This is a genomic window from Pseudobutyrivibrio xylanivorans (assembly GCF_010906925.1).
Classification (GTDB): Bacteria; Bacillota; Clostridia; order Lachnospirales; family Lachnospiraceae; genus Pseudobutyrivibrio.
The window spans coordinates 50,506-77,449 of the sequence record NZ_VTVE01000001.1 but is presented as its reverse complement, the minus strand read 5'-3'; the positions used below and the strand labels follow the sequence as shown (position 1 = coordinate 77,449).

Annotated in this window: 26 protein-coding genes and 2 tRNA genes; 4 read left to right on the top strand and 24 right to left on the bottom strand. The window is 40.8% G+C overall.

Annotated elements, in window-relative coordinates; genetic code table 11:
* Window positions 1-99: 99 nt before the first annotated feature.
* Window positions 100-2,544: a hypothetical protein gene (locus F0Q01_RS00410; protein ID WP_090489664.1), complete on the bottom strand. Its 2,445-nt coding sequence runs from the start codon at window positions 2,542-2,544 to the stop codon at window positions 100-102.
* Between the two features lie 155 nt (window positions 2,545-2,699).
* Window positions 2,700-3,413, bottom strand: coding sequence for a LytR/AlgR family response regulator transcription factor (locus F0Q01_RS00405; protein ID WP_090153527.1), 714 nt, complete (start codon window positions 3,411-3,413; stop codon window positions 2,700-2,702).
* Between the two features lie 338 nt (window positions 3,414-3,751).
* Here F0Q01_RS00405 and F0Q01_RS00400 point away from each other — a divergent pair, with 338 nt between their 5' ends.
* Window positions 3,752-6,211 (top strand): ATP-binding protein, encoded by a 2,460-nt coding sequence (locus F0Q01_RS00400; RefSeq protein ID WP_163927081.1) that lies wholly within the window; start codon window positions 3,752-3,754, stop codon window positions 6,209-6,211.
* 22 nt (window positions 6,212-6,233) lie between these two features.
* Window positions 6,234-6,317: transfer RNA gene (locus F0Q01_RS00395), tRNA-Leu, on the top strand.
* A gap of 98 nt (window positions 6,318-6,415) precedes the next feature.
* Here the strand turns inward: F0Q01_RS00395 and F0Q01_RS00390 are convergent.
* The 6 genes from F0Q01_RS00390 to F0Q01_RS00365 all read right to left on the bottom strand — a co-directional run bounded on the left by F0Q01_RS00390 (window position 6,416) and on the right by F0Q01_RS00365 (window position 11,414).
* On the bottom strand, window positions 6,416-7,534 hold the full coding sequence (locus tag F0Q01_RS00390; RefSeq protein ID WP_090489661.1) for a CobW family GTP-binding protein: 1,119 nt from the start codon (window positions 7,532-7,534) through the stop codon (window positions 6,416-6,418).
* 60 nt (window positions 7,535-7,594) lie between these two features.
* Window positions 7,595-8,011, bottom strand: coding sequence for a Fur family transcriptional regulator (locus F0Q01_RS00385; RefSeq protein WP_090489659.1), 417 nt, complete (start codon window positions 8,009-8,011; stop codon window positions 7,595-7,597).
* 85 nt (window positions 8,012-8,096) lie between these two features.
* Window positions 8,097-8,609 carry an ECF transporter S component gene (locus tag F0Q01_RS00380; protein WP_090489657.1) on the bottom strand — a complete coding sequence of 171 codons (513 nt, stop codon included), beginning with the start codon at window positions 8,607-8,609 and terminating at the stop codon, window positions 8,097-8,099.
* A gap of 12 nt (window positions 8,610-8,621) precedes the next feature.
* Window positions 8,622-9,377 carry an amidohydrolase family protein gene (locus F0Q01_RS00375; protein WP_090489655.1) on the bottom strand — a complete coding sequence of 252 codons (756 nt, stop codon included), beginning with the start codon at window positions 9,375-9,377 and terminating at the stop codon, window positions 8,622-8,624.
* Between the two features lie 91 nt (window positions 9,378-9,468).
* Window positions 9,469-10,737 (bottom strand): diaminopimelate decarboxylase, encoded by a 1,269-nt coding sequence (locus F0Q01_RS00370; protein ID WP_090153514.1) that lies wholly within the window; start codon window positions 10,735-10,737, stop codon window positions 9,469-9,471.
* The gene (locus F0Q01_RS00365) at window positions 10,734-11,414 is read right to left on the bottom strand and encodes a lytic transglycosylase domain-containing protein (RefSeq protein WP_090153512.1); all 681 of its coding nucleotides are present in this window, start codon (window positions 11,412-11,414) and stop codon (window positions 10,734-10,736) included. Before F0Q01_RS00365 ends, F0Q01_RS00370 begins: the two co-directional genes overlap by 4 nt.
* Window positions 11,415-11,520: 106 nt before the next feature.
* On the opposite strand from F0Q01_RS00365, the gene F0Q01_RS00360 reads away from it, so the two are divergent.
* Window positions 11,521-11,592, top strand: a tRNA-Thr gene (locus F0Q01_RS00360).
* A 71-nt stretch (window positions 11,593-11,663) separates the two neighbouring features.
* Here F0Q01_RS00360 and F0Q01_RS00355 read toward each other — a convergent pair.
* Both F0Q01_RS00355 and F0Q01_RS00350 read right to left on the bottom strand, forming a co-directional pair.
* Window positions 11,664-12,278, bottom strand: a complete 615-nt coding sequence (locus F0Q01_RS00355) for a viroplasmin family protein (RefSeq protein ID WP_090489652.1) — start codon at window positions 12,276-12,278, stop codon at window positions 11,664-11,666.
* A 198-nt stretch (window positions 12,279-12,476) separates the two neighbouring features.
* Window positions 12,477-12,962 (bottom strand): QueT transporter family protein, encoded by a 486-nt coding sequence (locus F0Q01_RS00350; RefSeq protein WP_090489650.1) that lies wholly within the window; start codon window positions 12,960-12,962, stop codon window positions 12,477-12,479.
* Window positions 12,963-13,120: 158 nt separating this feature from the next.
* Between F0Q01_RS00350 and F0Q01_RS00345 the strand changes: the two genes are divergently transcribed.
* A complete protein-coding gene (locus F0Q01_RS00345) occupies window positions 13,121-14,158 on the top strand; it encodes a M42 family metallopeptidase (protein WP_090489648.1) in 1,038 nt (345 codons plus the stop codon).
* Window positions 14,159-14,197: 39 nt separating this feature from the next.
* Here the strand turns inward: F0Q01_RS00345 and F0Q01_RS00340 are convergent, their stop codons facing one another.
* The 14 genes from F0Q01_RS00340 to accC form a co-directional block, all read right to left on the bottom strand.
* Window positions 14,198-15,031, bottom strand: coding sequence for a YitT family protein (locus tag F0Q01_RS00340; protein ID WP_090153504.1), 834 nt, complete (start codon window positions 15,029-15,031; stop codon window positions 14,198-14,200).
* A 26-nt stretch (window positions 15,032-15,057) separates the two neighbouring features.
* On the bottom strand, window positions 15,058-15,327 hold the full coding sequence (locus F0Q01_RS00335; protein ID WP_090153502.1) for a hypothetical protein: 270 nt from the start codon (window positions 15,325-15,327) through the stop codon (window positions 15,058-15,060).
* Window positions 15,328-15,345: 18 nt separating this feature from the next.
* A complete protein-coding gene (locus F0Q01_RS00330) occupies window positions 15,346-15,867 on the bottom strand; it encodes a hypothetical protein (RefSeq protein ID WP_090489646.1) in 522 nt (173 codons plus the stop codon).
* A gap of 746 nt (window positions 15,868-16,613) precedes the next feature.
* Window positions 16,614-17,591 carry a diaminopimelate dehydrogenase gene (locus F0Q01_RS00325; RefSeq protein WP_090489644.1) on the bottom strand — a complete coding sequence of 326 codons (978 nt, stop codon included), beginning with the start codon at window positions 17,589-17,591 and terminating at the stop codon, window positions 16,614-16,616.
* Between the two features lie 206 nt (window positions 17,592-17,797).
* Complete coding sequence (locus tag F0Q01_RS00320; protein WP_090153713.1) at window positions 17,798-18,259, bottom strand: MarR family winged helix-turn-helix transcriptional regulator; 462 nt, start codon at window positions 18,257-18,259, stop codon at window positions 17,798-17,800.
* Between the two features lie 55 nt (window positions 18,260-18,314).
* Window positions 18,315-18,743 carry a 3-hydroxyacyl-ACP dehydratase FabZ gene (fabZ, locus tag F0Q01_RS00315; protein WP_090153495.1) on the bottom strand — a complete coding sequence of 143 codons (429 nt, stop codon included), beginning with the start codon at window positions 18,741-18,743 and terminating at the stop codon, window positions 18,315-18,317.
* A 222-nt stretch (window positions 18,744-18,965) separates the two neighbouring features.
* Window positions 18,966-20,198, bottom strand: coding sequence for a beta-ketoacyl-ACP synthase II (gene fabF / locus F0Q01_RS00310; protein ID WP_090489642.1), 1,233 nt, complete (start codon window positions 20,196-20,198; stop codon window positions 18,966-18,968).
* On the bottom strand, window positions 20,198-20,923 hold the full coding sequence (gene fabG / locus F0Q01_RS00305; RefSeq protein WP_090489640.1) for a 3-oxoacyl-[acyl-carrier-protein] reductase: 726 nt from the start codon (window positions 20,921-20,923) through the stop codon (window positions 20,198-20,200). The genes fabF and fabG overlap by 1 nt, the downstream gene beginning before the upstream one ends.
* A complete protein-coding gene (gene fabD, locus F0Q01_RS00300) occupies window positions 20,920-21,876 on the bottom strand; it encodes an ACP S-malonyltransferase (RefSeq protein ID WP_090489638.1) in 957 nt (318 codons plus the stop codon). The genes fabG and fabD overlap by 4 nt, the downstream gene beginning before the upstream one ends.
* 24 nt (window positions 21,877-21,900) lie before the next feature.
* Window positions 21,901-22,836: a nitronate monooxygenase gene (locus F0Q01_RS00295; RefSeq protein WP_090489636.1), complete on the bottom strand. Its 936-nt coding sequence runs from the start codon at window positions 22,834-22,836 to the stop codon at window positions 21,901-21,903.
* Window positions 22,837-23,003: 167 nt separating this feature from the next.
* Entirely contained in the window at window positions 23,004-23,933 is a 930-nt protein-coding gene (locus F0Q01_RS00290; RefSeq protein ID WP_090489634.1) for a beta-ketoacyl-ACP synthase III, read from the bottom strand.
* Window positions 23,934-24,785, bottom strand: coding sequence for an acetyl-CoA carboxylase carboxyl transferase subunit alpha (gene accA / locus F0Q01_RS00285; RefSeq protein ID WP_090489633.1), 852 nt, complete (start codon window positions 24,783-24,785; stop codon window positions 23,934-23,936).
* A 9-nt stretch (window positions 24,786-24,794) separates the two neighbouring features.
* Window positions 24,795-25,568: an acetyl-CoA carboxylase carboxyltransferase subunit beta gene (locus tag F0Q01_RS00280; protein WP_090489631.1), complete on the bottom strand. Its 774-nt coding sequence runs from the start codon at window positions 25,566-25,568 to the stop codon at window positions 24,795-24,797.
* Window positions 25,561-26,943: an acetyl-CoA carboxylase biotin carboxylase subunit gene (gene accC, locus F0Q01_RS00275; RefSeq protein WP_090489629.1), complete on the bottom strand. Its 1,383-nt coding sequence runs from the start codon at window positions 26,941-26,943 to the stop codon at window positions 25,561-25,563. Before accC ends, F0Q01_RS00280 begins: the two co-directional genes overlap by 8 nt.
* Between the last annotated feature and the right edge of the window lies 1 nt (window position 26,944).

The window sequence follows — 26,944 nt, the reverse complement described above, 5'->3', positions numbered from 1 at the left end:
CAACCGATTGGCAAGAACGAGCTATATTTGGCAAAATAGTTACATATCATATTTTTTTGCAAAAAAATAACCAGCTACCAAAAGGTAACTGGTTAAGAATTATTGATTTAACTTGTCCAAAAGTTTGATTGCTGCACGGCGCTTAGCTTCAAATGCTGCAACACCTGCACCTGCACTTGATACACCTGCCAGACCCACAAACCATTTGCCTCTTTCGAGAATACCTTTAACAGTGATTTTCTCTGGCTTTTCTTCCGCAGGCTTTGGAGTAACTGGAGCTGGAACAGGCTGTTCTAGTGATGGCTCTTCCATATCCTGAAGTATTTCATCTGCCATCTCTGCAATGCCGTAATCTGAACTAGAAGACGACGATACATCTCCTATAAATGCAGTAGGAACCACCTCGTCTAGTATCTCCTCAAGCTCCTCTTCCTCTAACTCCTCTTCTATTTCTTCAGGAGCTTCTGGCTCACCCAAATCTACTATCACTGGCTGATTTGGAACCTCTACAATCTCTACCACAGGCTCAAGAGCGATCAGATTCTCTTCTGCAATACCAAAGCGTTCTGCAAAAGCCGTCCTAGCCTCTTCAAGCTTCTCCTGTGCAAGCTCTAAGTCATCAGATGCCTCCGCATAGCTAGCCTCTGCCTTCTCTAAGCTGATTTCAAATGAGGTAACAATAGCAGATGTATTAATAACTGTTGTATAGTTCTCTTCTATTGTAGCCATCTGCGTGCGAAGAGTTGTAAGTCTGTTGTTCGCTGCAAGCATCCTAGTCTTGGCCACATTCACTGTACCTAAAAGACTATAGTATGAATTAATCATCTCTGCGAAAGAATCGTCAAACTCTCTATTTTCATATTCAGAAACAACCTCTGCATACTCATGCTTTTCGCTAATATCTAAAATATTATTACTAGCTGCTTCATCGTATCCAGAAACACCACTTCTCGATGAAACAATGTACTGGTTCAAAGCATTGTATGCTTCATATGAAGAACCATAACGAGCATTTGCAATAGCTTCTGGGACATCTATGTATTCACCTACAATATTGTAATAGACATTATACGAAGAATTAACCGTTACAACATAGCGGGTTCTGTCAAAGCTCTTAGTTCCAGAGTTAAATATAGCATGAACACTGTAGTATTCTTCCCCGGCTCTAGGAGCCTTATATAATGCTTCCCAATATTCCTGACCATCACGAATGGTAATCGGATCAATGCTATTGAATGTTTCCATATTACCTTCGTATTCCTTGCGGAAAGACACTGTATCGACGTACCTAAGAACATATCTACCGGATGTTGAATAATATTTATCAATCTCAATCATATTATCAGGAGAAAGCCTCTCGGCATCGTCCTTAGAAATATAGACCTCTTCGCCGTCCTTATTAGTGTAATGGAAGACCTTTTCCCGAGTAGATATTTTTATCTCTCCAGTCTCATCATCTATCTCATATTTGTACTCTGCAGCACCTGTACGAAGAGTCTCTCCATCCTCGTCTACAACATCGTACTCAACGGTAACATATCCATCATCATCTGAGTCATACATGCAGAAATTAGAAACCGACTGGCCATCGGATATTTTCTCAGTCTCTGGAATGTAGTAATACTCAACAACAGTGGAAATATACTTGTCTATAGCAAGAGCGTTTGTACCGCCTCTGCCACCATTGGCTCCATTTCTAATAGAAAGAAGGCCTGTGGCACCTGCCTCTACCAACTCTGCCTTGCGAGCCTTGAGCTCTGCTTCTAAATCATCAACAGCATCCATTGCCTCAGTGAGGGCTGCCTCAGCCTCCTGAATCTCAGCCGCTGTCATATCCTTTTGTGTATTGTACTCATCAAGTATTGCATTGTAAGCTGAAACCGCCTGATTGTACGCATCCAAAGCGTCGTTATAATTGGTCTCGGCCTGGTCAAATGTAGCTCTAGCCTCATCAACTGTGGCCTGAGCATTCTCTATCACAAGAGACGCTTCATCAGAAGTGGTCTCCTCATTGTTAATAACCACAACAGCATTATCAGTCTGCTCAGATGCTGAGGCTGCTGCGTCCTTAGCATCTCCGGTAGCTGAAACTGCATTATCAATAGTTGCCGCTGCATCATCAAAATTAAAATCCTGCGGATTAACCTGCTCCCTGGCAGATGTAGAAAGTCTAGTCTCTGTTAAGGCCTCAGAAGGTGATTCCTCAATATCTCCTACAGATACGACAGCTTCTGTCTGCTGGGTTTCTGACTGTTGTTCCTCAGTTGCCTGTTCACTTGAAGGTTCTGCAACCTGCTCAACACCTGGCTCCTCAGAAACCTCTGCCTGTTCCTGCACTACTGCAGGTGTGTCTTCTGATTCTTCTGTTTCTTCAGATTCAGGGATATCAGCTTTAGGCTCTTCGGAACTGTTATTTTTAGACGCGAAAACAGAGCTTCCAGAATCCTCTGGAACCTCAGATGCATGTACTGGAAATGACACAGTACCGGCTATGAAAAATGCCGACAAGCCTAATGCTGCCAGTCTTGTAGTGCGTCTCTTCATAACTTATCCTTAAGTCCTACTCTCCCTGAATTTTATTATCGTTGCTATTAGCGTAACAAAAAACGAGTTAGAATCAATAGTTTTGGCAAAATAAAACATTATTTGGCAACTATTCGCAAAAACTATAAATTCTAACTCGTAGTTGTCCAATAACCTTATCGGTTACTGAACTGATAATCTTTAATTTGTTGACTAATTTCTGCAATTTTCCTAGCTGAAATTGGGAAAATAGTCTTGTCATCCATGTATATATCACCACCATCAACATAGTCGATATAGTCCATATTGATAATGATTCCTCGATTGACCATGATAAAGCGCTTGTCATCTCCAGCCATCTTCAAAAACTCACCAGAAGTAAGGCGAACTCTGTTGGTGACTCCATCTGCCCTGTTAATCTCAAGATAGTGACCATCTGTGGTAACGGAAATAATGTCCTTGAGATGAATCTTCTCTTCTAAGGCACCAACTGTGATTTTAATAAATGCCTCATCCATAGGTGTATGCTCAATTATCTCATCAAGCACCTGCTTAATGCGCTGAAGTGTAAATGGCTTTGTAACATAGTCAAATGCATGTAATGAAAATGCATCTGGATAATGCCCCTCAGACGCTGTCATGAAAATAAGGAATGTGCGCTCTGTCAAATCTCTCAGCCTCTTGGCAGTTGCGATACCATCCATATCTGGCATAAAAATGTCCATAAAAACTATATCGTAACGCCTATTTGACAGTCCCTCTATAAATTCCTGACCGCTAGCGAACCCCTCTACTTCCATGTGTATTTCTTTTTCAGCCGCGATCTTCTCCACCATCATTTGAAGCTGCATTCTAAAGATGCTCTCATCGTCTATAACTGCAATTCTCATGTAGGCCTCCCCAAGAAAAATCTATCACTTAAAATAATACCACAAAAGCGCTATATTGATAATGAAAAAAATAAAAATATTAGATATAATAAACATTATATTTAATAACAAATTAACTTTTGCACAATTTCTTATTTACAGTAAAAAGGATTTTCCAAATGGAAGCTTTATATCGCAATGTTACATATATAAATATTATTCTAGCTCTAGCCGGCGCCACCTCAATCCACCTAGGTGCCAGCTTTTTAAAGCGCGAGAGACACTCCCAGGGTTTTTTCAAATATTCCGTTTTCCTTCTCGCTTTAGGAAATGGTCTATGTTGTCTGGGATATTCAATCATGTCCCTCAGTCCAAATATTATTTATTCATATTACTTCCGTGTAATCGGTCTCTTTGGAATTGAAATTTATCTTATTGCCGAGATACTTCTTGTCACAAGCTGTCTCCATTTCAGCCACACAGCCGAATTCTTCATTATATTCTTCACTTCGGTTGCAGCTTTTTTTGACTTAATTATTTACGGCCATCCAGCTTCTAATAAATTTATTCGCTATGCAACTTACAACTTCACAAGCTACGTTAAAAACGACCCTTATCGTGTGCTTTTTCATTATTCATACATATGCCTTTTAGGTCTGTTTATGTTTATCATGGCTTGCGTTTGGGCAAAGACATCTTCATATCGAAGAGACAAGCGACTGATTGTTTTTGCTTTCATTTCAAATATTATTCTGGCTCTTTCAACAATACCTGACTATCTGAAGCTAACCTACGATGTGCATTTGCCTCATATTTACTACTGCACAGGAATCTTCCTTGCATTCGTAGTATTTTTTATGGCATCAAATAGCTACATGACTTTTTACATTACCGTAAACAGTATCAGTAGGGATATTTTCTCCACATTAGGTACAGGACTTTTAGTTTTTGACACCAACTACCATCTTAATATGGCAAATGAATATGCCAAGAGACTTTTAGGCCTAAACAAGGAGCCTCACCGTATCCGTTTAAAGGAAATTTTCCAGCTTAATCCAGGTGAGCCTCTTCAGATGTTTGAAAAAGCCACTGAGGGTCTCTCAATCGACTATCGTCTCACTGCAGAAGTCACAGGCAAGGTTGTCCTTGTAAATTTCTCCTGCAAAATGGATAGAAACCAAGAGCCTATGTGCTACATTTTGGTTGCCACTGATCTTACAGAAGAAAATCATCTTATTAAGGAAGCTCAGGCAGCTAATGAAGCTAAATCAGAATTCATCAGCAACATTTCTCACGAAATACGTACACCTATCAATATTATTTCCGGTATGGATGAGCTGATTTTGCGAGAATGTACAGACGATCAGATTATTAAGTACGCTGACAATATCAGTGTTGCTTCTAAGAATCTTACCTCCCTTATTAATGATGTACTTGATATTTCAAAAATCGAATCTGGCAAGCTTGAGATTTGCTCTTTCGATTACTCAATCAAAACTGTCCTTAGGGACTGCTACAACATGTTCATAAGCCTTGCAGATAAGAAGCATCAGGCACTTGATTTCATCTGCAACCCAGATTTACCAAAGACACTAAAAGGCGATGAAATCCGAATCAAACAGATTCTTTCTAACCTGATTTCAAATGCCTTGAAATATACTCCTGAAAACGGAAAAATTTCTGCAACTATCGACTTTAAGGAGACAGCTAACCCAGACTCTCTGCTGCTTATTATCAAAATCAAAGATAATGGTATTGGTATCAGAGACGAGGATCTTCCTTATGTGTTTGATAACTTCCAGAGATTTGAGCTACAGCGCAACCGTACTATCCAGGGAACAGGTCTTGGTCTTTCAATCACCAAAAATCTTATTACTTTGCTTCACGGTGATATCTCTGTTGAAAGTACCTATGGCTGTGGAAGTACATTTACAGTAAAAGTACCTCAGACTATATCAGACCACTCTCCTATTGGTCCGATTTCTGATTACAAATACACTGGCAAAATCCGTAAATACGAATCTTCATTTGTGGCACCTAATGCTAAGATTCTCACAGTGGATGATGTACAGATGAACCTTGATGTGTTCTGTGGATTGCTGAAGAAAACTCAGGTACAGATTGACTGCGCTCTTACTGGTGCAGAGGCTCTTTCACTGATGGGCTCTACCAAGTATGACTTGATTTTCTTGGATCACATGATGCCAGAAATGGACGGCGTAGAGGTGCTTAAGAGACTTCGTGAGGACACCACAAGCCTCAGCCATGATGTGCCTGTTATTATGCTGACAGCCAATGCCACAATGGGTGCAGACCAGAAGTATCTAGAGGATGGATTCACCGACTATCTTTCAAAGCCTATTCAGCCTACACAGCTTGACGAGATGGTGCTAAAGCATCTGCCTGAGGAATTGATTTCCTATGTAAATACAAGCAACGATACACCAACTAGCGATTCACCTAGTGATTTAATGCATGCCCTTGATTTTATAGATGCAAATGCAGGCCTTGAATTTGCCGCAGGTGACGAAGATTTCTATCGTCAGATTCTAAATACATACGTCACCGAGGACAAGCGACCACAGCTCAATAAACTCTTAGAAAAAGAGGACTGGCCTAATTATCAAATTGTGGCTCACGCATTAAAGGGCACCTCACTTACCATCGGTGCATCGGAACTTTCGGCTGCTGCAAAAGCATTAGAATTTGCTGTAAAAGAGGACAATTTAGACTACATAAAACAGCACCATAATTCAGTAATGGAGCAGTACGGAATACTCCTTGAAAAAATAAAAAATGCGTTGCAAATAACCAGTTAATTTAGTATACTAGTCTGCGGACGCCGGCTTGTCGGAATTGGCAGACGAGGCAGACTCAAAATCTGTTGATGGCAACATCGTGCGGGTTCAAGTCCCGCAGCCGGCATAATAAAAAAGCTTGAGAAATTTATTTCTCAAGCTTTTTCTTTTTTCATAATCAACCATCCCAATCAAGGGAAATATGCGATAACCAGTGCAGATTAATTAAATCGCCACATCTTCCTTTTCAATGCAGTTATTAACAAGCTCTACTATCTCGCTCTTTTCGTAGCCCTTGCCAATGAAAACAACCTGGTTGATTCTGTCGCCGTATTTATCATCCCAGTCGTCTTTTATGTCTGGGAAGTCGTTTAAAATAGACTTTAGCTCCTCCTCAGGCCATGCTGCAACCCATGGTGTCAGCTCAGTGATAGATGCATTTCTTCCTGCCTGCTCAAAAAGCTGCACGTGCTCAGTGTCATCTGAGAACCAAATGTAGCCTTTGCTTCTGATAAGTGTAGTTGGGTAGTCCTCTAAGAGACGATTAAATGCCTCTCTATTAAATGGGGCCCTCTCCTCGAAAACAAATGAAGAGATGCCATATTCATCTACGCAAGCCTTCTCATCCTCTGGCTCACATTCATTAAGTGCCATCTGCACGCTACTAGATGCCAGCACTTCATCAAAATCAAAGTCCTCTCCATCTAATAATATTTCCAAGTCAACTTTGCCCTGAACACAAGGAATAAAGTCAGCTGTTTTTTGAATCTCACGAAGGGAACTTGTCACCTTTGAAATCTGGCTTTCATCAAGCAAATCTGTTTTGTTCAAAAGCATAATATTGCAAAACTCAAGCTGATCCATAATGAGATTGATGATATCGCCATCCTCTGTGTCCTGATCACTATCAAGCTCATTTAAAAACTCTCTGTAAATTCTGTCGGCGTCAACCACTGAAACTACTGTCTTAAGATAAACTCTAGTATCAGTAGACTCTTCATAACCAACAAAAGCGCCAGCAATAGATGATGGTTCGCTAATACCTGAGGCCTCCACAAAAATAGCCTCAATGGAATCATCTCCTGCCAAACGCTCTATCTGCTCCATGAATTCATCCCTCAGGGTACAGCAGATGCAACCATTTTGCATCTCAACCATCTCCACCTGAGCTACCTGATTTCCTGTTTTGCTTAAAAGGGAAGCATCGATATTAATGCTTCCCATATCATTTACAATCAATGCCACCTTGCGCTTCTCCTGGCTTAAAAGATTCTGCATCAAAGTGGTCTTACCTGAACCTAAATATCCTGTTATTAATACTACTGGAACTTCTCTTCTAGACATATGCAACCTCCATTCCGAATATAATTCGCAACACTGTTGCATATTTTAGATGTATAATTTCTACTTGTCAATAGAAATTGCAATTCTGTTGCATTTTTTGCATTGAACCACAAGCATTGTTTTTGCCGTATTCAAATCCAGCTTATACTCTGTCTGAAGCTTATCTATAAACTCCACCACAAAATCATCGTCCAAATGAAATACTCTGCCACATCTGCTGCACCTAGCATGAATATGCTTGTCACAATGCATGTCCTTCGCGGAAAACTGATAGTACCATGCATCCTGATTAGGGTCCTTGAATCTAATAAGCTCCCCTTCTGCACACAGCTTATCCAGGTTGCGATAGACAGTAGTTCTGTTGACTCCCTCCAGGCCATCCTTGATACCATCATATACTTCCCTGGCGGTAAGTCTTTTTTCTGTGTTAGCTTCCAAGTATTTAATTATTGCATCTCTAGCTTTTGTTTTATACAATTTCTTTTCCTCATTGACTAGGGCGCAACTAGCGCCATTTCATTTACCTGCAAATAAAATTATATAAAACATTTTATCAGTTATATTAATAATCAGCTATAAGTGATGAAACTTTATTTTTTATCATTCCAAAAATAATATTTCCAAGGACAATTCCGCTAAGTGTCTGAAGTGACAGTGTAAGCAATGTGGCAAATGCATAAGAGGCGCCAAACATTGGAATTTTGATTAATGTATATAAAAGAATATGTACCAGTCCTCCTGCGATTGCTCCTCCCCACAGGTTGTATTTAAACTTCTTCAAAAGTTTAAATGCTACAAGCCCCATTACAATAACCCATGCTGCCTTAAATGCCATAGTAGGAAATACCCAAGCTGTATATCCTCCAACCAAATCTGCTAACCCAGCTCCAAAAGCTCCAGCCACCGCCCCTTTTTTCGTGCCAAGAAGGCATGTGGCAAGAATAATCATGCAATCCCCTAAATGTGTATATCCAAATGCCGTTGGAATTTTAAAATAAAATGTACCTAGAAAAACCAGTGCAATCATCATGCCTGTAATGGCAATATCCTTTTGTGAAATCTTCGATGTCTTCATTTTTTGTCCTCCCTAGTCTAAAAGCGATCCCATAAAGTTCTTTGCATTGTTATAAAAAATGTTTTCGTAATCTTTTTCCTTTAAAGGACATGATAATATCTTTTGTATCTCCACCTCCGGCGCATGAAATGGTGTATCAAGTCCAAACATTACTTTATCGTTACCGACATTTTTATATGCATTGTAAATCTGTGCTGTCATGGATGTTCCTGATGTCTCAAGCCAGATATTCTTATATCTTTTAGCTATAGTCTGAGCCGCCTCAACATATATTCCATGACCATGTCCCATATGAAGCATTGCAAATTTACATTTTGGATGTCTTTCCGCCAAAAGCCCAATTTGCCATGGCAATGAAAATGGCTCATGTCCAGAATGAACAAAAAATGGCACATGGTATTTTTCGCATATCTCCGCCACCGGATCCACAATTGGTGAATCAGCTGCATAACCATCAAAAAGGGACTGGATTTTTGCCCCCTTGCAGCCCTCATCCCTAATTAGCCTTTCAAGTTCGTCATAAGCCTCCTGCCCTTTAGTACAGTCTACCCAAGGAACTGGAACAATTTTGTCCTTAGCATTCTTATATGCCTCAACAATCTCCTTATTCTTACTTGAATCTGATGGACACAAAATTGTCTTTTCTATATTGAACTTCTCCATCAATTCAAGAATCAGATTAATATCCCCACTAAAGTTAAATGGATTCCCCCATGTACCTATGTGTGAATGCATATCAATCTTTTTAAAATCCCTAAAATTAAACATAGCACCATATCCTCCTTTGCTGTTGGATATGATGCTATCTTAAATCTGACATCTTTAAAAGTCGTAATTCTATGAAATTTTTAGGGGACAGTTATTTTAATAAACCATCCACAATACCGAACTCATCAAGTGTAGAAAGGTAATCCTTGATAGTCTCAGGTCTACGGATCATCTTGAATCCGCCGTCCTGCTGAAGAAGTACCTCAGCGCTCTTAAGCTTGCCGTTGTAGTTGTAACCCATTGAATATCCATGAGCACCTGTGTCATGAATGAAAAGTACATCACCCATGTCAATCTTTGGAAGCTGACGGTCTACTGCAAACTTGTCACAGTTCTCGCAGAGGGAGCCTGTTACATCGTATACGTGATCTGCTGGAGCATTTTCCTTGCCAAGTACAGTAACATGATGATATGAGCCATATACAGCTGGTCTCATCAAATCAACAGCGCATGCATCTACTCCGATGTACTCCTTGTAGATGTGCTTCTCATGAATAGCTGTAGTAACAAGTCCACCATAAGGTCCCATCATAAATCTACCCATCTCAGTGAAAATAGATACGTTATCCATTCCTGCTGGTACAAGGACCTCTTCGTATGCCTTCTTAACGCCCTCACCAATCTTTGCAATATCGTTTGGTGTCTGGTCAGGTCTATATGCAATGCCAACGCCGCCTGAAAGATTTACAAACGAAAGAGCAATACCTGTCTTCTCCTTGAGCTCAACAATAAGCTTAAATAAATCTCTAGCAAGAGTTGGATAGTAATCATTAGTAACTGTGTTTGAAACAAGGAATGAGTGGATACCAAACTCCTCTACTCCCTTATCTCTAAGTACCTGGTATGCCTCAAAAATCTGCTCTTTAGTCATACCATATTTGCTGTCACCAGGATTGTCCATGATACCATTTGAAAGTTCATAAACTCCGCCTGGATTGTAACGGCAGCTCATTTTCTTTGGAAAATGTCCTACTGACTTTTCAAAGAAATCAATATGTGTAAAATCATCAAGGTTAACGATTACGCCTAATTCATCAGCGTATTTAAACTCCTCTGCTGGAGTATCGTTAGATGAAAACATGATATCGTCGCCCTTGAAGCCAAGCTCGTTAGAAAGTGCAAGCTCAACATAAGAAGCGCAGTCCACTCCGCAGCCCTCTTCCTGAAGGATTTTAAGGATAAATGGATTTGGATTAGCCTTTACTGCAAAATACTCTTTGAAGCCTTTGTTCCAGCTAAATGCTGCATGAACGGCTTTTGCGTTTTCTCTGATTCCTTTCTCATCATAGATGTTAAATGGTGTTGGAATAGTTTTTGTGATTTCCTGAATCTTTTCTTTTGTTACAAATGGGGTTTTCATAAATAATTCATCTCCGCTAATGTGTTTCTAAGTACACGATATTCTTCTGTGTCTGGCATTTGAGAAAGAAGCATTTTCAAATCTGCCTCAACCTCTTCTTTTGATGCATCTCGCGAAATGTAATTAGCATAAGGCACGTCAGCTCCTCGCTTCATAATAGCCTTTATGTTTCTTACATAGCTCTGTGTCTCCCCATAAGGTGGTACTCCACCGTAATTTTTCACCACACTGCTGCCTGCATTGTAAGCAGCCAGCGCCTTCTCCACATTTCCTCCGAACTCTTTTAACTTCTGAGAAATGTATTTGGCGCCTGCCATGATATTTTCATAAGCATCAAATGGATGCTCAAGCCCCAGTCCCTTGGCAGTCTCAGGCATAATTTGCATAATGCCCATAGCGCCTGTGCGGCTGACAGCCTCTGGATTAAATCCTGATTCCTGCTGAGCCATAGCTGTTAGCAAGTCGTAGCTGACACCGTATTTCCTACTGGCCTCAATAAAAATATCCTTATATGACTTGGCTGTGGATGTACCCTCAGCCACTGTGGTGGTATTTAAAGCCCTTGCAAAAGCACCGCTATTGGTATTAGCATCGCTCTTGCTGGTCTTTTGTGTGATGGACGCAATAACATCTTCATATGTTATATTGCCTCCAGGAGACACTACCGAAATTTTCATACTTCCCTACACCTCTGATTTTTAAAAATTATACCCTTATATATCATCTCAATGGTTGACATCACCTTGCAGCTTTGATATGCTTTTTCTTGCTGAAAAGCAATCTGCTGGTGTGGCTCAGAGGTAGAGCACTTCCTTGGTAAGGAAGGGGTCACGGGTTCAATTCCCGTCACCAGCTTTTTTCTTTTGCTCATCACTTTACCACACTAATGTGATGGTGTAAACCATTATTATATTAATCTATAATTCTCATTTGCTGAGGCCCACTTCTTCTTTGGCCATGGCGTCAGCAGCTTCATTCCCAGGAATCCCCGTATGTGCATTAACATGAACAAACTTCACATGGATTTTGTCTTTTAGCGCACTATATTTTTCCACGTAAAACTGAGAAATTTTCTTATTAGCCTTCCAAAGTCCCGTAGGCCATTTGGCAACTCCCTCGTAGTCATAATATATAGTAAGCTCACTGAGGCCTAGCTCCACAGCTTTTTCAATGGCAGCAACTGCTCCATGAACCTCTCCCGCCACATTTCGAGATGTGGCCTCATCTGGGTCACAGCCATTTCCCCTAATTTCAATATCAGGCTCCACCTGACTGTAATGAAGGAATCCACCGAATCCATACACTCCTGTTGTGGCATTAAATGAGCCATCAGTAAATGCATAAACATCAGGAAGGTCTAATGCTCCATCCCATTTACCTGAGTCCTCAAACTCCATATATGCTTTTGCTTCTTCTAATGTAGGAAAACCTTTGAAAACGGCTCCTGAAAAGCCAGATGTGTTCTTTTGGCACTCATCCCAGGTCTTGTAAATCCCTGGATTTCTACCATTTTTCACCGCATAGAAATTATTTTTCGCCATTAATCTCTCCTAATAAACATGAGCTCTTGCTCACACAAAATTATTTTATACTTTTTTATCCCTCTTGTGTGATTTTTAACAAAATTTACCAAAACATTTTTTATGACAATGATGTATAAGTCCCATATGTTAAGGGTTAATATAAAAATGCCCTTCTAGAGCTTTCCAGAAGGGCATCTATAGGGTCGTATTATATTTTTAGAAAATAACTTTTCTATATTTCCACAAGCCAACTTTAAGGATCAAACCAAGTATGCACACGCTGATGATTTCTCCTGCTGCAACTGTAGCTACAAGATACCAGTGAGCATCTCCCACCCCATAAGCGTATCTAAGAACAAATGGCACGATAACAGCATTGGCTATTACTGGCGGTAACGTAAATACGAATTTGGTCTTTCTAAGGAAGTATGTTCCAAAGGCTCCAATCAATGTAGCCAGACTTCCGAAGATAATATCCCAGATTACACAGCCATTTAAAATATTAGCTAGTAAACATCCCACAAAAAGTCCTGGAATAGCTGCAGGTGTAAATACAGGTAAAATGCAAAGGGCCTCTGAAAATCTCACCTGAATAGCACCATTTGCAAGTCCAAGTGCATTGGCCACCCATGTGAGTACCACGTATAAGGCTGCTATCATAGCCCCCTGTGTTATCTTTAAAATAGTATCGTGTTTTTTCATTTCAAAACTCCTATATCATGTTTAATTCTCTTAGAACAGTATACCAAAAGCACAGTCGACATAATGCCATATTTACAAAGATTTCACAAAACTTTACTAATGAAACTGCATCAGAAAAATAGTACAATACCACTAGAATCTATTATTTGGAGGATACCATGAAGACTAAAGAATATGTTGAATATATGGTAAAGCAGGCTGTTGATGTGCTTGATATCGATAGTCCTACTGGCTTTACTAAAAATGCTGCCGACCACATCATGGCAGAGTATAAAAAGCTTGGTTTCGCGCCAAAGCTCACCACAAAAGGTGGAGTTATTGTGGACTTGGGCGGTAAGAATTCTGAGGATGCCATCCTGGTAGAGGCCCACATGGACACCCTAGGTGGTATGGTTTGCAAAATCAAGGATAATGGCAATCTGGAGCTTACTCCACTTGGCGGATTTAGCCCAAACAATGGAGAGGCTGAAAACTGCCGCATCTATACTAGAGATGGCAAGATATACGAGGGCACATTCCAGCTTAATGATGCATCCGTTCACGTAAACGACGATTACAAGACAACTGCCAGAGAATTCAAATCAATGGAAATTGTTGTAGACGAAGAGGTTTCTAGCGCTGATGACACCAAAAAGCTGGGCATCATGATTGGTGATATCGTTGCCTTTGAGCCACGTACTAGAGTTACAAAATCAGGCTATATCAAGAGCCGCTTCCTTGATGACAAACTTTCCGTTGGGATCCTTTTAGGCCAGGCCAAATATCTTGCCGACAATAAAATCACTCCAGAGCGCCGTCTCTTCCATCACATCACAGTTTACGAGGAAGTAGGCCATGGTGCTTGCGGAACTGTACCTGATGGAGTTACCGAAATTCTCTCTGTAGACATGGGCTGCATTGGTGATGGACTTGATTGCAAGGAGACACAGGTCAGCATCTGCGCCAAGGATTCTGCTGGTCCTTACAACTATGATGTAGTATCAAATCTCATCAAAACTGCAAAAGACAATAATATCGATTTTGCTGTGGATGTATACCCTCATTACGGTTCCGATGCAGACGCTGCATTAAATGCCGGATACGACGTTAGACATGGTCTCATAGGAGCTGGTGTATACGCCAGTCACGGCTACGAACGCTCCCACAAAAAGGGTGTGGAAAACACATTCAAATTACTTATTAACTATATTAAATAAAAACAAGGGACAGCGATTATTTCGCCGTCCCTTTTATATTTACCTTAATATCTCATCTATTGTAGATACTGTACTAAAACTTCCTGAATGGATTGAAATGATTTCTTTCATTATAGGAAGTTCAAAATAACTGACATAACAAATCAAGGTATTGTTCTCCCCTGCTATAGCACCTCTTGAATCCATTATTGTACATGTCTTGTTCAGCTTTTCTTTAATGTCCTTGATAATTCCATCTGGATCTTGTGTGATAATAGTAACCTGCTTGATAGACTCAAAGTGATCAGTAAAGTGATCAATTACTGCTGTGGCCACCACATATACTAGAAGACTAAGAAGGGCTGCCGTCACATCAATCAGTGCAAAAATAGTCATATATACAAGTGCATTAAATGCCAGCAAAACTGGTGTCATACTGTAGTTGCGACCGGTTTTGTCTGACAGTCTTTTGACCACAATATTAGCCAGTATCTCAGAGCCATCAATACAGCCACCGCTTCGTAAAATCAACGACAGTCCCGCTCCTAAAATGGCACCACCAAATGCCACCGCAAGGAAATGCTCTGTATCTAATTCAAATGGAATATTCTCAAAGAAATCAAGTCCTGCTGTATAAACTATGGACCCTAGAGCTGCCTTAACAGTAAATTGCTTTCCTAAGAAAATATACCCTGCAATAATAAATGGTATAAAAACAGCCAACACGCAAGTAGACAACTGAACTCCAGACAATTTACTTATTATGATTGCCACACCTGCTGTTCCATAATCAATAGCATCATTTGGAAGCAAAATAAGAGCGACAGAAAAGCTAGCCATTATAGCTCCCAATATGATAAACAAATACGATAAAACATCCTTCTTTTTTCTCATAAACCCCTACCCTATTTTTACCTGAACTACATCCAGCTATAATCTCCACCTGTCACTGCAAGTGATAGCAGTGCATCCATCTTCTCAACCTCATCAGCTCCCTGAACTACAGAAAGTAATTTGGCAGTCTCTGTTGCAACAGGCATCTCCTCATCTGGTCCTATTTCCATATTAGGCTGTTCCCCACAAAATGGACAAACCAATGTAGGCCCCACCTGAACTGATAAAAATCTATTTGCACACTCACTGCATTCATAAAATCCTGCAAGAGCAGTGCCATCTGGTACATAATACATCTGCTTTCTCTCTTTCTATTATTCTTCTATGTAATCTCTTATATTGAAATTCTCACCCGTTTTTTCTTCTTCATCCATAATATCTGGAACAAATTCTGTAACATAGGTATCACCAGTATGTACATCAACATAGTATCGTACTATTGCTGCTGTATAAGATCTGTAAGCCACTACGATTTGCTCTGCATCAGAGGACTCTACATTCCAGTACAAAGTGTAATCATCAGACTCTGCCATCTCTTCCAGATCAGGATTCTGCTGAATGCAGTATTTTCTAATAGCAGAAAGTGCCTGATCATCTGTTATAACATCATCTGCGGTTGCCTCTTCAGAAGTCTCTGCATCAGATTCCTCTACTGTATCTTCTGTCTCTTCTACCTCTTCTTCCTGCTGCTGAGTATCCTCAGTATTGCTGGCATCTAACACAATAGTAGTAGGCTCATCAGCTCCGCCAATTATATCTTCCTGGTCATCTTGCTTTCCACAAGCCACTGCCATAACTGCCATTAAACATGCTAAAAATAAAACTCTTTTTTTCATATCCTCATCTCTTTCTACTTTTTATCCCCTCATATCCTATCCGAATTAATGGAATGCCCCACATATCTCTCCAATTAATTCTCTTAATAGTAATATAATAGATATTCTCCAATTTGAATACCGTAAACATTTATAAAATTAAATCCGCAACCTTTGTCTAGGGCACTGTCTTCTATATATCTTTGAGATAAGTATCTCTTTGTATTGGTCCCCTTTTAGTTTTGTTCTTTTTTGCAGCTGATTTACGGGTATTTTTGAATAATTCTATTTTGCACCGTAGTCCACCTTTGTAAAAATTTTTCAGATTTCAAAACCTACGGGTATTTTTCATTTTTTCGATTTGTACCGTAGGGATTTGGGGAGGACTACGGTATATTTTTAAAATCCCCATTTTTCCCCGTAGAATGATACCCTTTGGAACAAGCCGACTACGGGGATTTTTAAGAAATTCAAAATATCCCCGTAGCCAGAAATTTTCAAGTAGAAATTCCTACGGTACAAAATGAGATTTCACAATAAAACCCGTAGTTTTTTGAATCCAACTTTTTTTCGCAAGTCGTTAGGCAACAAGACTACTAGTCCGTCGTCCAAATTGCCATAATAAAACAAGCTTCGGCTTTCAGAGGCAAAGACTCACGCACAAAAGCATATCATCGCCCCAAAAAACTATCACTATCGCGCAGGAATCCGTAAACAAAAAAGGATGGCCAGGTCACTGGCCATCCCAAAATCGTTTTGATTACAAATTATAAGAAGTGTGCACGAAGCTCTTCTGGTGCAATTGGTGAAAGATAAGCTGGTGCAATATCAAATACTGTCTTAGCACCTGTAACGCCCTCCTTATTAAGGCGTGACACTGCTCTAGCATAAGCTGTTAAAACAGCTCCTGTGAACTCTGGGTTAGAATCTAAGTTCAAACTATATTCAATGACGTGCTTGTTACCATCGAAGCCTGTCTCACCTGTGTAGATAACGCTTCCGCCATGTGGTAAGCCGCTGTGATTCTTCTTAAGCTCTTCCTCAGAGATAAAGTTAACAGTGGTGTCATAATCTGCGAAGTAGTTTGGCATCTCCTTGATTTCTTTTTCGATGCGAGCCTTGTCTGCTCCCTCTTCAACTACAACATAGCACTCTCTTGTGTGCTTCTCTCTAGTAGAAAGCTCAGGATTCTCTCCACTTCTAACACGCTCTAATGCCTCTGGAACTGGTACTGTGTACTGTCTTGCATCTACAACACCCTCGATACGACGAATAGCATCTGAGTGTCCCTGGCTAACGCCCTTGCCCCAGAATGTGTATGCCTCACCCTTTGGCAAAATAGATGTAGCATAAAGTCTATTTAAAGAGAACATACCTGGATCCCAACCACATGAGATAAGGCCGATCTTACCTGCTGCCTTAGAAGCCTTCTCAACATTTGCAAACTGCTCTGGGATTCTTGCATGTGTATCAAATGAATCAATAACATTGTAAAGTGCTGCGTACTTAGGAGTCATCTCTGGTAAATCTGTAGCACTACCACCGCAGATAATAAGAACATCAATGTCTTCCTTACCTGTATCCAAATCTGCTGTAGACTTAACTGCAGCATTTGACTTTACTGTAAGTGTGCTTGGGTCTCTTCTTGTGTAGATAGCCACAAGCTCCATGTCATCGCTAAGTGTGACTGCAGCCTCAACGCCACGTCCCAAATTGCCGTAACCTAAAATTCCAACTTTAATCATAGTTCCTCCTTATTACTCCAAGGGAGATAATCATTTAATTCTTAGGGTCTATTGTATCATTTAGTGTAAATTTGTTAACCCCTTTTTCCCTATATAAAAAAATCTTATAAGTAAATATCACAATAAAACGCCACTAGACTTTATGCTAGTGGCGTTTTAACTTCGTATTTAGTTTTGCACATACATATCCAAATAATTCCAAATCATTAATTAGGGTTAATGGATACTGGAGGGATGGCTACATCTTTCATAAGCTCCAGAGACATATCTCTAAGGATATCATCCAAGAAAGCTATCTGCTCCGGTGTAAAATAATCCTGCGCACGCTCCACTACCGTATTCACGTATTTCTGTGATAAATTGAAGTAATTAATGTACTTGTCTGTAACAACAAGATGGTACTCTCGTCTGTCAGTCTCAGACTGAATCTTTTCAATGTAGCCCTTTTTGATAAGGCTGTTAACCTTGTAGGCTGCATTAGGAGATGATACATTAATGAAATTTGCGAACTCAGCCACGGTAGGATTCTTGAGAGCGTAGATGACCTCTACACAGAACATCTCAACAGTAGTAAGGGATGTCTCTCTGGAATGAAGATGGTTAAACATCTCCTGATAGAAGTGTATTTTGAATTTTGTATACACCTCAGATAATGTTTGTTCTAACATTTCTAGTACCTTTTCCTTTGTTAATTTTTTACTCCCTAGAAACATCATACCTAATCTATTCTCCTATGGCAAAGGAAATTTCTGCCTTTGCTGCAATCTGACCATCTACATACGCTACAGCTTCGCCAAAACCGACTGGACCTTTTCTAGATGTGAGCTTGCACTCAAGCTCTAAAACATCACCAGGCTCAACCTGCTTCTTAAATCTAGCGTTTTTAATTCCGCCAAAAAATGCTAGCTTTCCTTTGTTTTCTTCCTCGGTAAGAAGCGCCACTGCACCTACCTGAGCAAGAGCCTCTATTATAAGTACTCCTGGCATAACTGGATGTCCAGGAAAATGTCCAAGAAAATGCATCTCATTTGCTGAAACACACTTGATTCCCTTGGCGTAATTGCCTGGCTCACACTCCACAATCTTGTCCACTAGTAAAAAAGGATAGCGATGTGGAAGAATCTCTTGTATCTCTTTGTTGCTTAACTGCATATATACTCCATTCCGGCCAGCTTATTAATAATCTAAGTAATATTCACCTCTATCATCCGACAGTTACGCTCTCAAGCCTAAGATATTACTTCCGGTGACTACATGTCACCTGCTGTAACACTTAGAGCTTGATATCTACTGCCTCATCTATAACATATCTGACATTTAATGACTCATTAATAGAACTTAGCTTATTGATACCGGCCTCATATAAACGACCTACTAGATATACTTCTTGAACACAATGGATGCGTTGTGGCCGCCGAAACCAAGTGCGTTAGAAAGAGCCACATTTATATCAGCCTTACGACCTTCATTTGGAACGATATCCAAATCGCAGTCCTCGTCCTTCTCACGATAATTGATTGTAGCTGGCACAAATCCATCTCTAAGGGCAAGTGTTGTGATGATGCCCTCAACTGCACCTGCTGCACCAAGCAAATGTCCAGTCATAGACTTTGTTGAGCTAACCATAAGCTTGTATGCATGGTCTCCAAATGCCTTTTTAATAGCAAGTGTCTCGCCTGCATCATTAAGGCTTGTGCTAGTACCATGTGCATTGATGTAATCCACATCTGTCATTTCAAGGCCTGCATCCTTTACTGCAAGAGTCATACACTTTGCACCGCCCTCGCCCTCTGGATTAGGAGCAGTAATATGATATGCGTCACAGTTTGTGCCGTATCCAACAATTTCAGCGTAAATCTTTGCGCCACGAGCCTTAGCATGCTCAAGTTCCTCGATTACAAGAATACCTGCGCCTTCACCCATAACAAAACCATGTCTTTCCTTATCAAATGGAATAGATGCACGATTTGGGTCCTCGCTTGTACAAAGAGCCTTCATAGACTGGAAGCCTCCGATAGCAAGAGGAATAACAACACCCTCAGCTCCACCGCAAACCATCACGTCTTCATAACCATCTCTAATTCTGTGGAATGAATCACCGATAGCATTATTTGAGCTTGCGCAAGCTGTTACAACAGATGTGCACATGCCCTTAAGGCCGTACATGATTGCAATCTGACCTGCTGCCATGTTGCTGATTGACATAGGAATGAAATATGGAGAAATTTTGCTATAGCCCTTCTCCTCTCCTTTACCATGTTCAATGCAAATAGTCTCAAGACCGCCAATACCTGATGAAACAATACAGCCACATCTGTCTGCATTTTCTTTTTCCATATCAAGTCCTGAATCTGCAAGAGCTTCTTTCGCTGCTGCACATGCATACTGTGTGTACACATCCATACGTCTTGCTTCCTTAGGACCAATAACCTCTGCGGCGTCAAAATTCTTTACCTCGCCTGCTAATTTAACCTTTAAATCAGTTGTATCAAAATGTGTAATAGGACCAATTCCGCACTTTCCTTGCTTTACAGCATCCCATGTTTCCTCCACGCTGTTTGCCAAAGGATTGACGGTTCCCATGCCAGTAATTACTACTCTTCTCATTACATACCTCCAGTTACTTCGATGACTTGACCAGTTACGTAAGCTGCTTTTTCTGATGCTAAAAATTCAACTACAGATGCTACGTCCTCTGGTGTTCCGAATCTGCCGAGAGGAATCTGTTTAAGATAAGCACTCTTTACTTCCTCTGGAAGACTGTCTGTCATTGCTGTTTGAATAAATCCAGGTGCTACCGCATTTACGGTAATTCCCTTTGAGCCATACTCCTTAGCAACTGATTTTGTAAATCCAATTAAGCCTGCTTTGCTGGCTGAATAGTTTGCCTGGCCCGCATTTCCTGTTACTCCTACAATAGAAGTAATGTTGATGATACTTCCTTTTTTGGCTTTTAACATATCCTTTATTGCCGCCTTTGTGCAAAGGAATGCGCCCTTAAGATTAATATCAACAACCTTTTCAAAATCCTCTTCGGTCATTCGAAGAAGAAGTCCATCTTTTGTTATTCCTGCATTATTTACAAGCACATCAACAGGACCAAGTAAACTTTTTACTTCAGAAAACATATTTGCGACATCATCAGCGTTGCTTACATCAGCCTTCACATAAATTGCCTGAACACCATATTTCTTACATAAAGAAATGGTCTCCTGAGCAGCTGATTCATTTCCTGAATAACAAATTGCTATATCGTATCCTGCTTTTGCCATAGTCTCAGCAATTACTCTGCCGATTCCACGGCTTGCGCCAGTTATAAGTGCTACACTCATGCTCCAAGCTCCTTTACTGTTGCCTCAAAGTCTTCAACTGTATCAATTGAATAGACCTTTACATCATCTACTGTCTTTGCAATAAATTTGCTTATTGCCTTGCCTGGTCCAATCTCAATGATTGTATCCACGCCTTCACCTACCATATATCTAATAGAATCTTCCAGATAAACTGAAGTCTGTACCTGCTTTTCGAGAAGTGCTGGAATTGTCTCCTCCTGCTTTCTTTCACGACCAAGGCAATTGAAAATTACCTTTGATCGTTCCTGCTTAAAATCTACAGTCTTGAACTCTTCCTTAAGCTTGTCGCCTGCTGGCTTCATAAGCTTTGTATGGAAAGGACCGCTTACCTTAAGAGGAAGAATTCTCTTTGCTCCTGCTTCTTTTAAATAAGCGCTTGCCTGGTCAACTGCCTGAGCATCACCAGATATTACAATCTGTCCTGGGCAGTTAAAATTTGCAGCCTGAACAGTAAGCTTGCCATCAAGTTCGCTATTTACTCTGTCGCATGCATCCAAAACTGTCTGTCGCTCAGCGCCAAGTACAGCTGCCATCTTTACCTCAAGTCCCTCAGAAGCCTCTGTCATGAAAAGTCCACGCTTTGCAATAAGGTCCAAAACCTGCTTTTCATCAATCGCCTCTGACTCATAGAGAGCTGAATACTCTCCAAGGCTAAGTCCAAGTGTATAGTCAGCCTTGATTCCTCTCTCATGTAAAAGCTTTGTTACGCCAATGGCAAATGCAACCATAGCTGGCTGAGTGTATTTTGTCTGGGACAACTTTTCCTCTGGACCATTAAACGAAAGCTCTGCTACATCCATATCTGTTACAGCCTTGACTGTATCTGTAGCATTATCAATTGTCTCCTTAAAAAGATCGTACTTCTCATAAAAGTCCTGACCCATTCCCACTTTTTGAGAACCCTGGCCAGCGTACACAATTCCTAGTTTCATTCCAACTCCATCCTCATCTAAATCTTATATTGCAATTGCATTTGCGTTTGCCAAACAATCTTTTGCGCCAACGTACATATCATCTAAGATATCTGCCACTGGGCGGATTTCTGAAAGCTGACCACATACCTGTCCTGCCATAACAGAACCTCTAATCATGTCACCCTCAAGAACTGCACGTCTAAGACCACCAAGTGTAATCTGCTCAAGCTTCTCGCGGTCTGCGCCCTCGGCCTCAAGCTTTAGATATTCGCGGGCCATTTCATTTTTAATGATACGAACTGGAGCACCCTGGCTTCTTCCTGTAACAGTTGTGGAATTGTCCTTTGACTTGATAAGTGTCTGCTTATAATTGTCATGGATTGGACATTCCTCTGAAACCAAAAGACATGTTCCTATCTGAACTCCACATGCGCCAAGCATCATAGCTGCTGCCATCTGCTTGCCACTTGCAATACCACCTGCTGCAATGACAGGTACATCAACTGCAGCTACTACCTGTGGGAGTAGAGTCATTGTTGTCATATCGCCAACATGGCCACCTGACTCGCCGCCCTCAGCGATTACTGCATCAGCACCAGAACGAACCATCACCTTTGCCAAGGCAACAGATGCAACTACTGGGAATACCTTTGCTCCCATTTCCTTCCAGCCCTTCATATACTTACCTGGGTTACCAGCACCAGTTGTAATGAACTGGACCTTTTCCTCAATAAGCATGTTTGCAATATTGTCCACATCAGGATTCATAAGCATAAGATTTACGCCAAATGGCTTATCTGTCTTGCTCTTGCAAATTCTAATCTGCTCTCTCAGCTGCTCTGCATTCATGCCACCACTTGCAACGAGACCAAGTCCACCTGCATTTGAAACTGCAGCTGCAAACTCTCCTGTTGCAATGTTGGCCATACCACCCTGAATTATTGGATACTTTGTACCTGTTAAATCAACTAAATTCATATCCTACCTCTTATCCGACTGTTACGCTCTCAAGCCTCAGATGTTGCACCGCTCGACTAACACGTCTCGCTAAGCAACACTAAGAGCTTGATAGCTACAGTCTCATCTAATAATCGTTTTTAACTATTACCTCAATTTAATAATTTAACTTCTATTATTAGCGTTTTTTACATTTCCATAACCACGGCACCCCAAGTTCTTCCGGCACCAAAAGCACACAAAAGAACCTTTTCGCCAGGCTTAATTTCACCCTTTTGCATAGCCTCGTCAAATGCTAGTCCCACACTGGCTGCTGAAGTATTTCCGTATTTATCAATATTAACAACAAATTTGTCCATTGGCTGCTTTACCTTTTTCGCAATGGATTCGATGATTCGAAGGTTTGCCTGATGAAGAATAAAATGATCGATTTCATCATAGGTAAGACCAGCTTTCTCAACGGCCTCTGCTATAACCTTTGGCACTGTAGCAACGGCAAATTTATATGTTCCCTGTCCATCCATATGAATAAGACCATTTGGGGATTTGATATGAATCATTTCCTCATCGCCGTCTACGCCAATCACTGATGAATACAAACCATCTGTTGGAACAACCACCGCAGCTGCCGCTCCATCACCAAATAGTACGCAGGTGCTTCTGTCTGTCATATCCATTTTCTTAGACAACACTTCTGCACCAATCAAAAGGCCTGCCTTGCAGCCTCTTGACATTAAAACCCCACGCATTGTTTCCAAACCAAATATAAAACCTGAACAACCTGCACTTAAGTCAAATGCAATTATGTCGTTAGGCAATCCAAGTCTTCCTTGAATAAGGCAAGCTGTAGAAGGTGAAAAATAATCAGAAGAAACTGTGCAGACAATAACTGCTCCAATGTCTGAAGGCTTAAGGCCTGAACGCTCAAGAGCGATTCGCGCTGCCTTTTCTGCAAGTCCTGTATGATTCTCCTCTTCAGTAACATAATGTCTAAGGGACATTCCTGTTCTTTGCTTTATCCATTCATCGCTAGTTTCCACAATCTGTGCCAAATCATCATTTGACACTACCTTGCTTGGAGCTGTAGCTCCTGTGGATATAATCTTTATTCCTGTCATTTACACATTTCCCATTCTTGCCTTAGATTTTGTTTCAATAAATCTGGCATCTATATTTCTGAACTTGTCAAAACGCTCTGCTGCAATTTCCTCTTTTGAGAAGCCCTCAAGCTCCTTTAAGGCCGCAGTAATCTGCTTATCAATACGAGTGTAAAGTCTTCTGTGAGCATCTGTTATTTCCTGACCCTCAACTACAGAAAGAGTGCTACCTCGTTCAGAAATAATTCCATCAATAACTCCAAACTCCAAAAGGTCTGCGGCAGTAAGCTTCATAACCTCAGCTGCCTCATCTCTTTTTTCGCTATCATGCCATAAAATTGATGCAAATCCCTCTGGCGAAAGCACAGAGTAAATTGCATTTTCAAGCATATAAACTCTATTTGCTACTGCTATACCAAGAGCACCACCACTGCTGCCCTCTCCAGTAACAATAGAAATCACTGGCACTTTCAAAGTGCTCATCTCCGCCAAGTTAGCGGCGATTGCCTGAGACTGACCATACATCTCAGCCTCAAGTCCAGGATATGCTCCCGGAGTATCTACAAAAGTAATAATTGGACGGTTGAATTTCTCAGCCTGTCTCATGATTCGCATTGCTTTGCGATATCCCTCTGGCCCTGGCATACCAAAATTGCATGCCACATTTTCTTCAACTGTCTTTCCCTTACGGTGTCCAAGAACTGTTACTGGCTTTCCATGGAAAAGTGCAATACCTCCATAGATGCTGCCATCTTCCTTTCCAAGGAAATCCCCCTTTTGCTCAAAGAAATCCGTAAATACGTTTTCAATATAATCTGTAATCTTAGGTCTATCCTTATCTCTAGCATTAAGAACTCTATCTATCGCTTTCATAAAGACCTCCTATTTGCTATGAAGCATTAAAATCTGAGTCAAAGCTTCTTTCATATCTTCTCTGTGGACAATCTTGTCTACAAATCCATGCTCCTCCAAAAATTCTGCTCTTTGGAATCCTTCTGGAAGCTTTTGACCAATTGTCTGCTCTATTACTCTAGGGCCTGCGAATCCAATTAAGGCTCCCGGCTCAGCTAGTGTAATGTCCCCTAACGTTGCAAAACTAGCAGATACACCACCAGTTGTTGGATGAGTTAAAACTGTAATATAAAGTCCGCCTTCATCCTTGAACTTCTGGATAACTGCACTTGTTTTTGCCATCTGCATCAGACTTAAAATTCCCTCTTGCATTCTGGCTCCGCCACTTGCTGTAAATATTACAAAAGGAATATTTTTCTTGCCGGCATACTCAGCTGTCTGGCATACAATCTCGCCAAGCTCAACTCCCATGGATGCCATCATGAATTTTTTATTCATAACAGCAAGAGCCACTTCGTAACCGCCAATCTTACAAGTTCCTGCCACAATGGCATCGTGGCAATCAGTTTCTTTTCTAAGCTCCTCTTTCTTCTGAACATAACCCTCGAATTCAAGTGGATTAGTCTCTTCAAAATCAAAGCCAAATTCCTTGAAACTGTCCTTGTCTGTCACATCATTTATTCTGTCCCAGACACCATACTCTGCCACCGGCTTAATAGCAGGTTCTAGCAGTTCAGCAGGATTCTGACGCAAATCCTTGTACCTATTAAATTTGTCTTTTCTCTGATCAACTACACTATTCATCTATATCACTCACCGCTTTATCCCAAGATAATATTTCATCTGCATGATTTTCTATAAAGCTGACGTTGTAATTACCCTTAACAAAATCGGGATGATGCAAAAGCAAATAATCAAAATCTCCGTTTGTAGTAATGCCCTCTGTAACAAGCTCAAGCAAAGCTCTTCTCATTCTTCTGATTGCCTCCAAACGTGTTGGTGCATGAACAATGATTTTCGCCATCATAGAATCATAAAATGGGCTTGTTTCATATCCATTATAGAGGATAGTATCCACTCTCACCCCGGGACCACCTGGCACATTTAAGAATGTAATCTTTCCTGTGTTTGCCATAAATCCCTTTGCTGGGTCCTCTGCATTAATTCTGCATTCCATGGCATGTCCATTTAGCTTTACATCCTTTTGCTTTATCTTAAGAGGCTCGTGGAAGGCTATTCTAATCTGTTGCTTAATTAGGTCGATTCCTGTAACAGCCTCTGTAACACCGTGCTCTACCTGAATACGAGTATTCATTTCAATGAAATAATAATGATCCTTTTCATCAAGTACAAATTCAACTGTACCTGCGTTTGTGTAGCCTGCAGCCTTGGCTGCTGTAACAGCTGCCTTACCCATAGACTTTCTAAGATCATCATTAATATACATACATGGGCTTTCCTCAATCAGCTTTTGATTCTTACGCTGTATTGAGCAGTCGCGCTCTCCAAGATGAATCACGTTGCCATGCTCGTCAGCCAAAATCTGAAACTCAATATGTCTTGGATTCAGAATCAGCTTTTCCACATACATCTCATCATCGTTAAAGCATGCTCTAGTCTCCGCCTTAGCTTCTTCGTATAGCTTCTTTAAATCCTCTGGATGATAAACTCTACGCATTCCTCGGCCCCCGCCACCGGCGCTTGCCTTAATAAGAACTGGATAGCCAATCTTTTTCGCTATTTTTTCTAGCTTCTTGAAATCCTCAACCGGTCCATCTGAACCTGGCACAACAGGAACTCCTGCCTTCATCATCATCTTTCTAGCAGTAGCTTTGTTACCCAAAGCATCCATTGCATCAGCAGTTGGTCCAATAAAAGTGATTCCTGCTTCCTGACATTTTCTAACAAAATCAGAGTTTTCAGAAAGGAATCCAAACCCTGGATGAAGAGCATCACAGCCAGTAACTTGTGCTGCTGTGATAATTGCATCCATATTTAAATAGCTGTCCGCCGCTCTGGCTGGTCCTATACAAATGCTTTTTGTGGCTAACTTCACGTGAAGTGATTCCTTATCCGCTGTGGAATAAATAGCCACACACTCAATATTCATTTCCATGCAGGCTCTGATTATTCGTACTGCAATCTCTCCACGATTAGCAATTAAAATTCTCTTAAACATA

Coding starts and splice junctions, on each gene's coding strand:
- F0Q01_RS00370 (WP_090153514.1), bottom strand. CDS start 10,737: ATGAAAACCCCATTTGTAACAAAAGAAAAGATTCAGGAAATCACAAAA.
- F0Q01_RS00345 (WP_090489648.1), top strand. CDS start 13,121: ATGAAGACTAAAGAATATGTTGAATATATGGTAAAGCAGGCTGTTGAT.
- F0Q01_RS00380 (WP_090489657.1), bottom strand. CDS start 8,609: ATGAAGACATCGAAGATTTCACAAAAGGATATTGCCATTACAGGCATG.
- F0Q01_RS00410 (WP_090489664.1), bottom strand. CDS start 2,544: ATGAAGAGACGCACTACAAGACTGGCAGCATTAGGCTTGTCGGCATTT.
- F0Q01_RS00320 (WP_090153713.1), bottom strand. CDS start 18,259: ATGTTAGAACAAACATTATCTGAGGTGTATACAAAATTCAAAATACAC.
- F0Q01_RS00335 (WP_090153502.1), bottom strand. CDS start 15,327: ATGTATTATGTACCAGATGGCACTGCTCTTGCAGGATTTTATGAATGC.
- F0Q01_RS00400 (WP_163927081.1), top strand. CDS start 3,752: ATGTCCCTCAGTCCAAATATTATTTATTCATATTACTTCCGTGTAATC.
- F0Q01_RS00340 (WP_090153504.1), bottom strand. CDS start 15,031: ATGAGAAAAAAGAAGGATGTTTTATCGTATTTGTTTATCATATTGGGA.
- F0Q01_RS00290 (WP_090489634.1), bottom strand. CDS start 23,933: ATGACAGGAATAAAGATTATATCCACAGGAGCTACAGCTCCAAGCAAG.
- F0Q01_RS00365 (WP_090153512.1), bottom strand. CDS start 11,414: ATGAAAATTTCGGTAGTGTCTCCTGGAGGCAATATAACATATGAAGAT.
- fabZ (WP_090153495.1), bottom strand. CDS start 18,743: ATGCAGTTAAGCAACAAAGAGATACAAGAGATTCTTCCACATCGCTAT.
- F0Q01_RS00325 (WP_090489644.1), bottom strand. CDS start 17,591: ATGATTAAAGTTGGAATTTTAGGTTACGGCAATTTGGGACGTGGCGTT.
- F0Q01_RS00375 (WP_090489655.1), bottom strand. CDS start 9,377: ATGTTTAATTTTAGGGATTTTAAAAAGATTGATATGCATTCACACATA.
- F0Q01_RS00280 (WP_090489631.1), bottom strand. CDS start 25,568: ATGAATAGTGTAGTTGATCAGAGAAAAGACAAATTTAATAGGTACAAG.
- F0Q01_RS00390 (WP_090489661.1), bottom strand. CDS start 7,534: ATGTCTAGAAGAGAAGTTCCAGTAGTATTAATAACAGGATATTTAGGT.
- F0Q01_RS00405 (WP_090153527.1), bottom strand. CDS start 3,413: ATGAGAATTGCAGTTATAGACGATGAGAGCATCTTTAGAATGCAGCTT.
- accA (WP_090489633.1), bottom strand. CDS start 24,785: ATGAAAGCGATAGATAGAGTTCTTAATGCTAGAGATAAGGATAGACCT.
- fabG (WP_090489640.1), bottom strand. CDS start 20,923: ATGAGTGTAGCACTTATAACTGGCGCAAGCCGTGGAATCGGCAGAGTA.
- F0Q01_RS00295 (WP_090489636.1), bottom strand. CDS start 22,836: ATGAATTTAGTTGATTTAACAGGTACAAAGTATCCAATAATTCAGGGT.
- F0Q01_RS00330 (WP_090489646.1), bottom strand. CDS start 15,867: ATGAAAAAAAGAGTTTTATTTTTAGCATGTTTAATGGCAGTTATGGCA.
- fabF (WP_090489642.1), bottom strand. CDS start 20,198: ATGAGAAGAGTAGTAATTACTGGCATGGGAACCGTCAATCCTTTGGCA.
- fabD (WP_090489638.1), bottom strand. CDS start 21,876: ATGAAACTAGGAATTGTGTACGCTGGCCAGGGTTCTCAAAAAGTGGGA.
- F0Q01_RS00355 (WP_090489652.1), bottom strand. CDS start 12,278: ATGGCGAAAAATAATTTCTATGCGGTGAAAAATGGTAGAAATCCAGGG.
- accC (WP_090489629.1), bottom strand. CDS start 26,943: ATGTTTAAGAGAATTTTAATTGCTAATCGTGGAGAGATTGCAGTACGA.
- F0Q01_RS00350 (WP_090489650.1), bottom strand. CDS start 12,962: ATGAAAAAACACGATACTATTTTAAAGATAACACAGGGGGCTATGATA.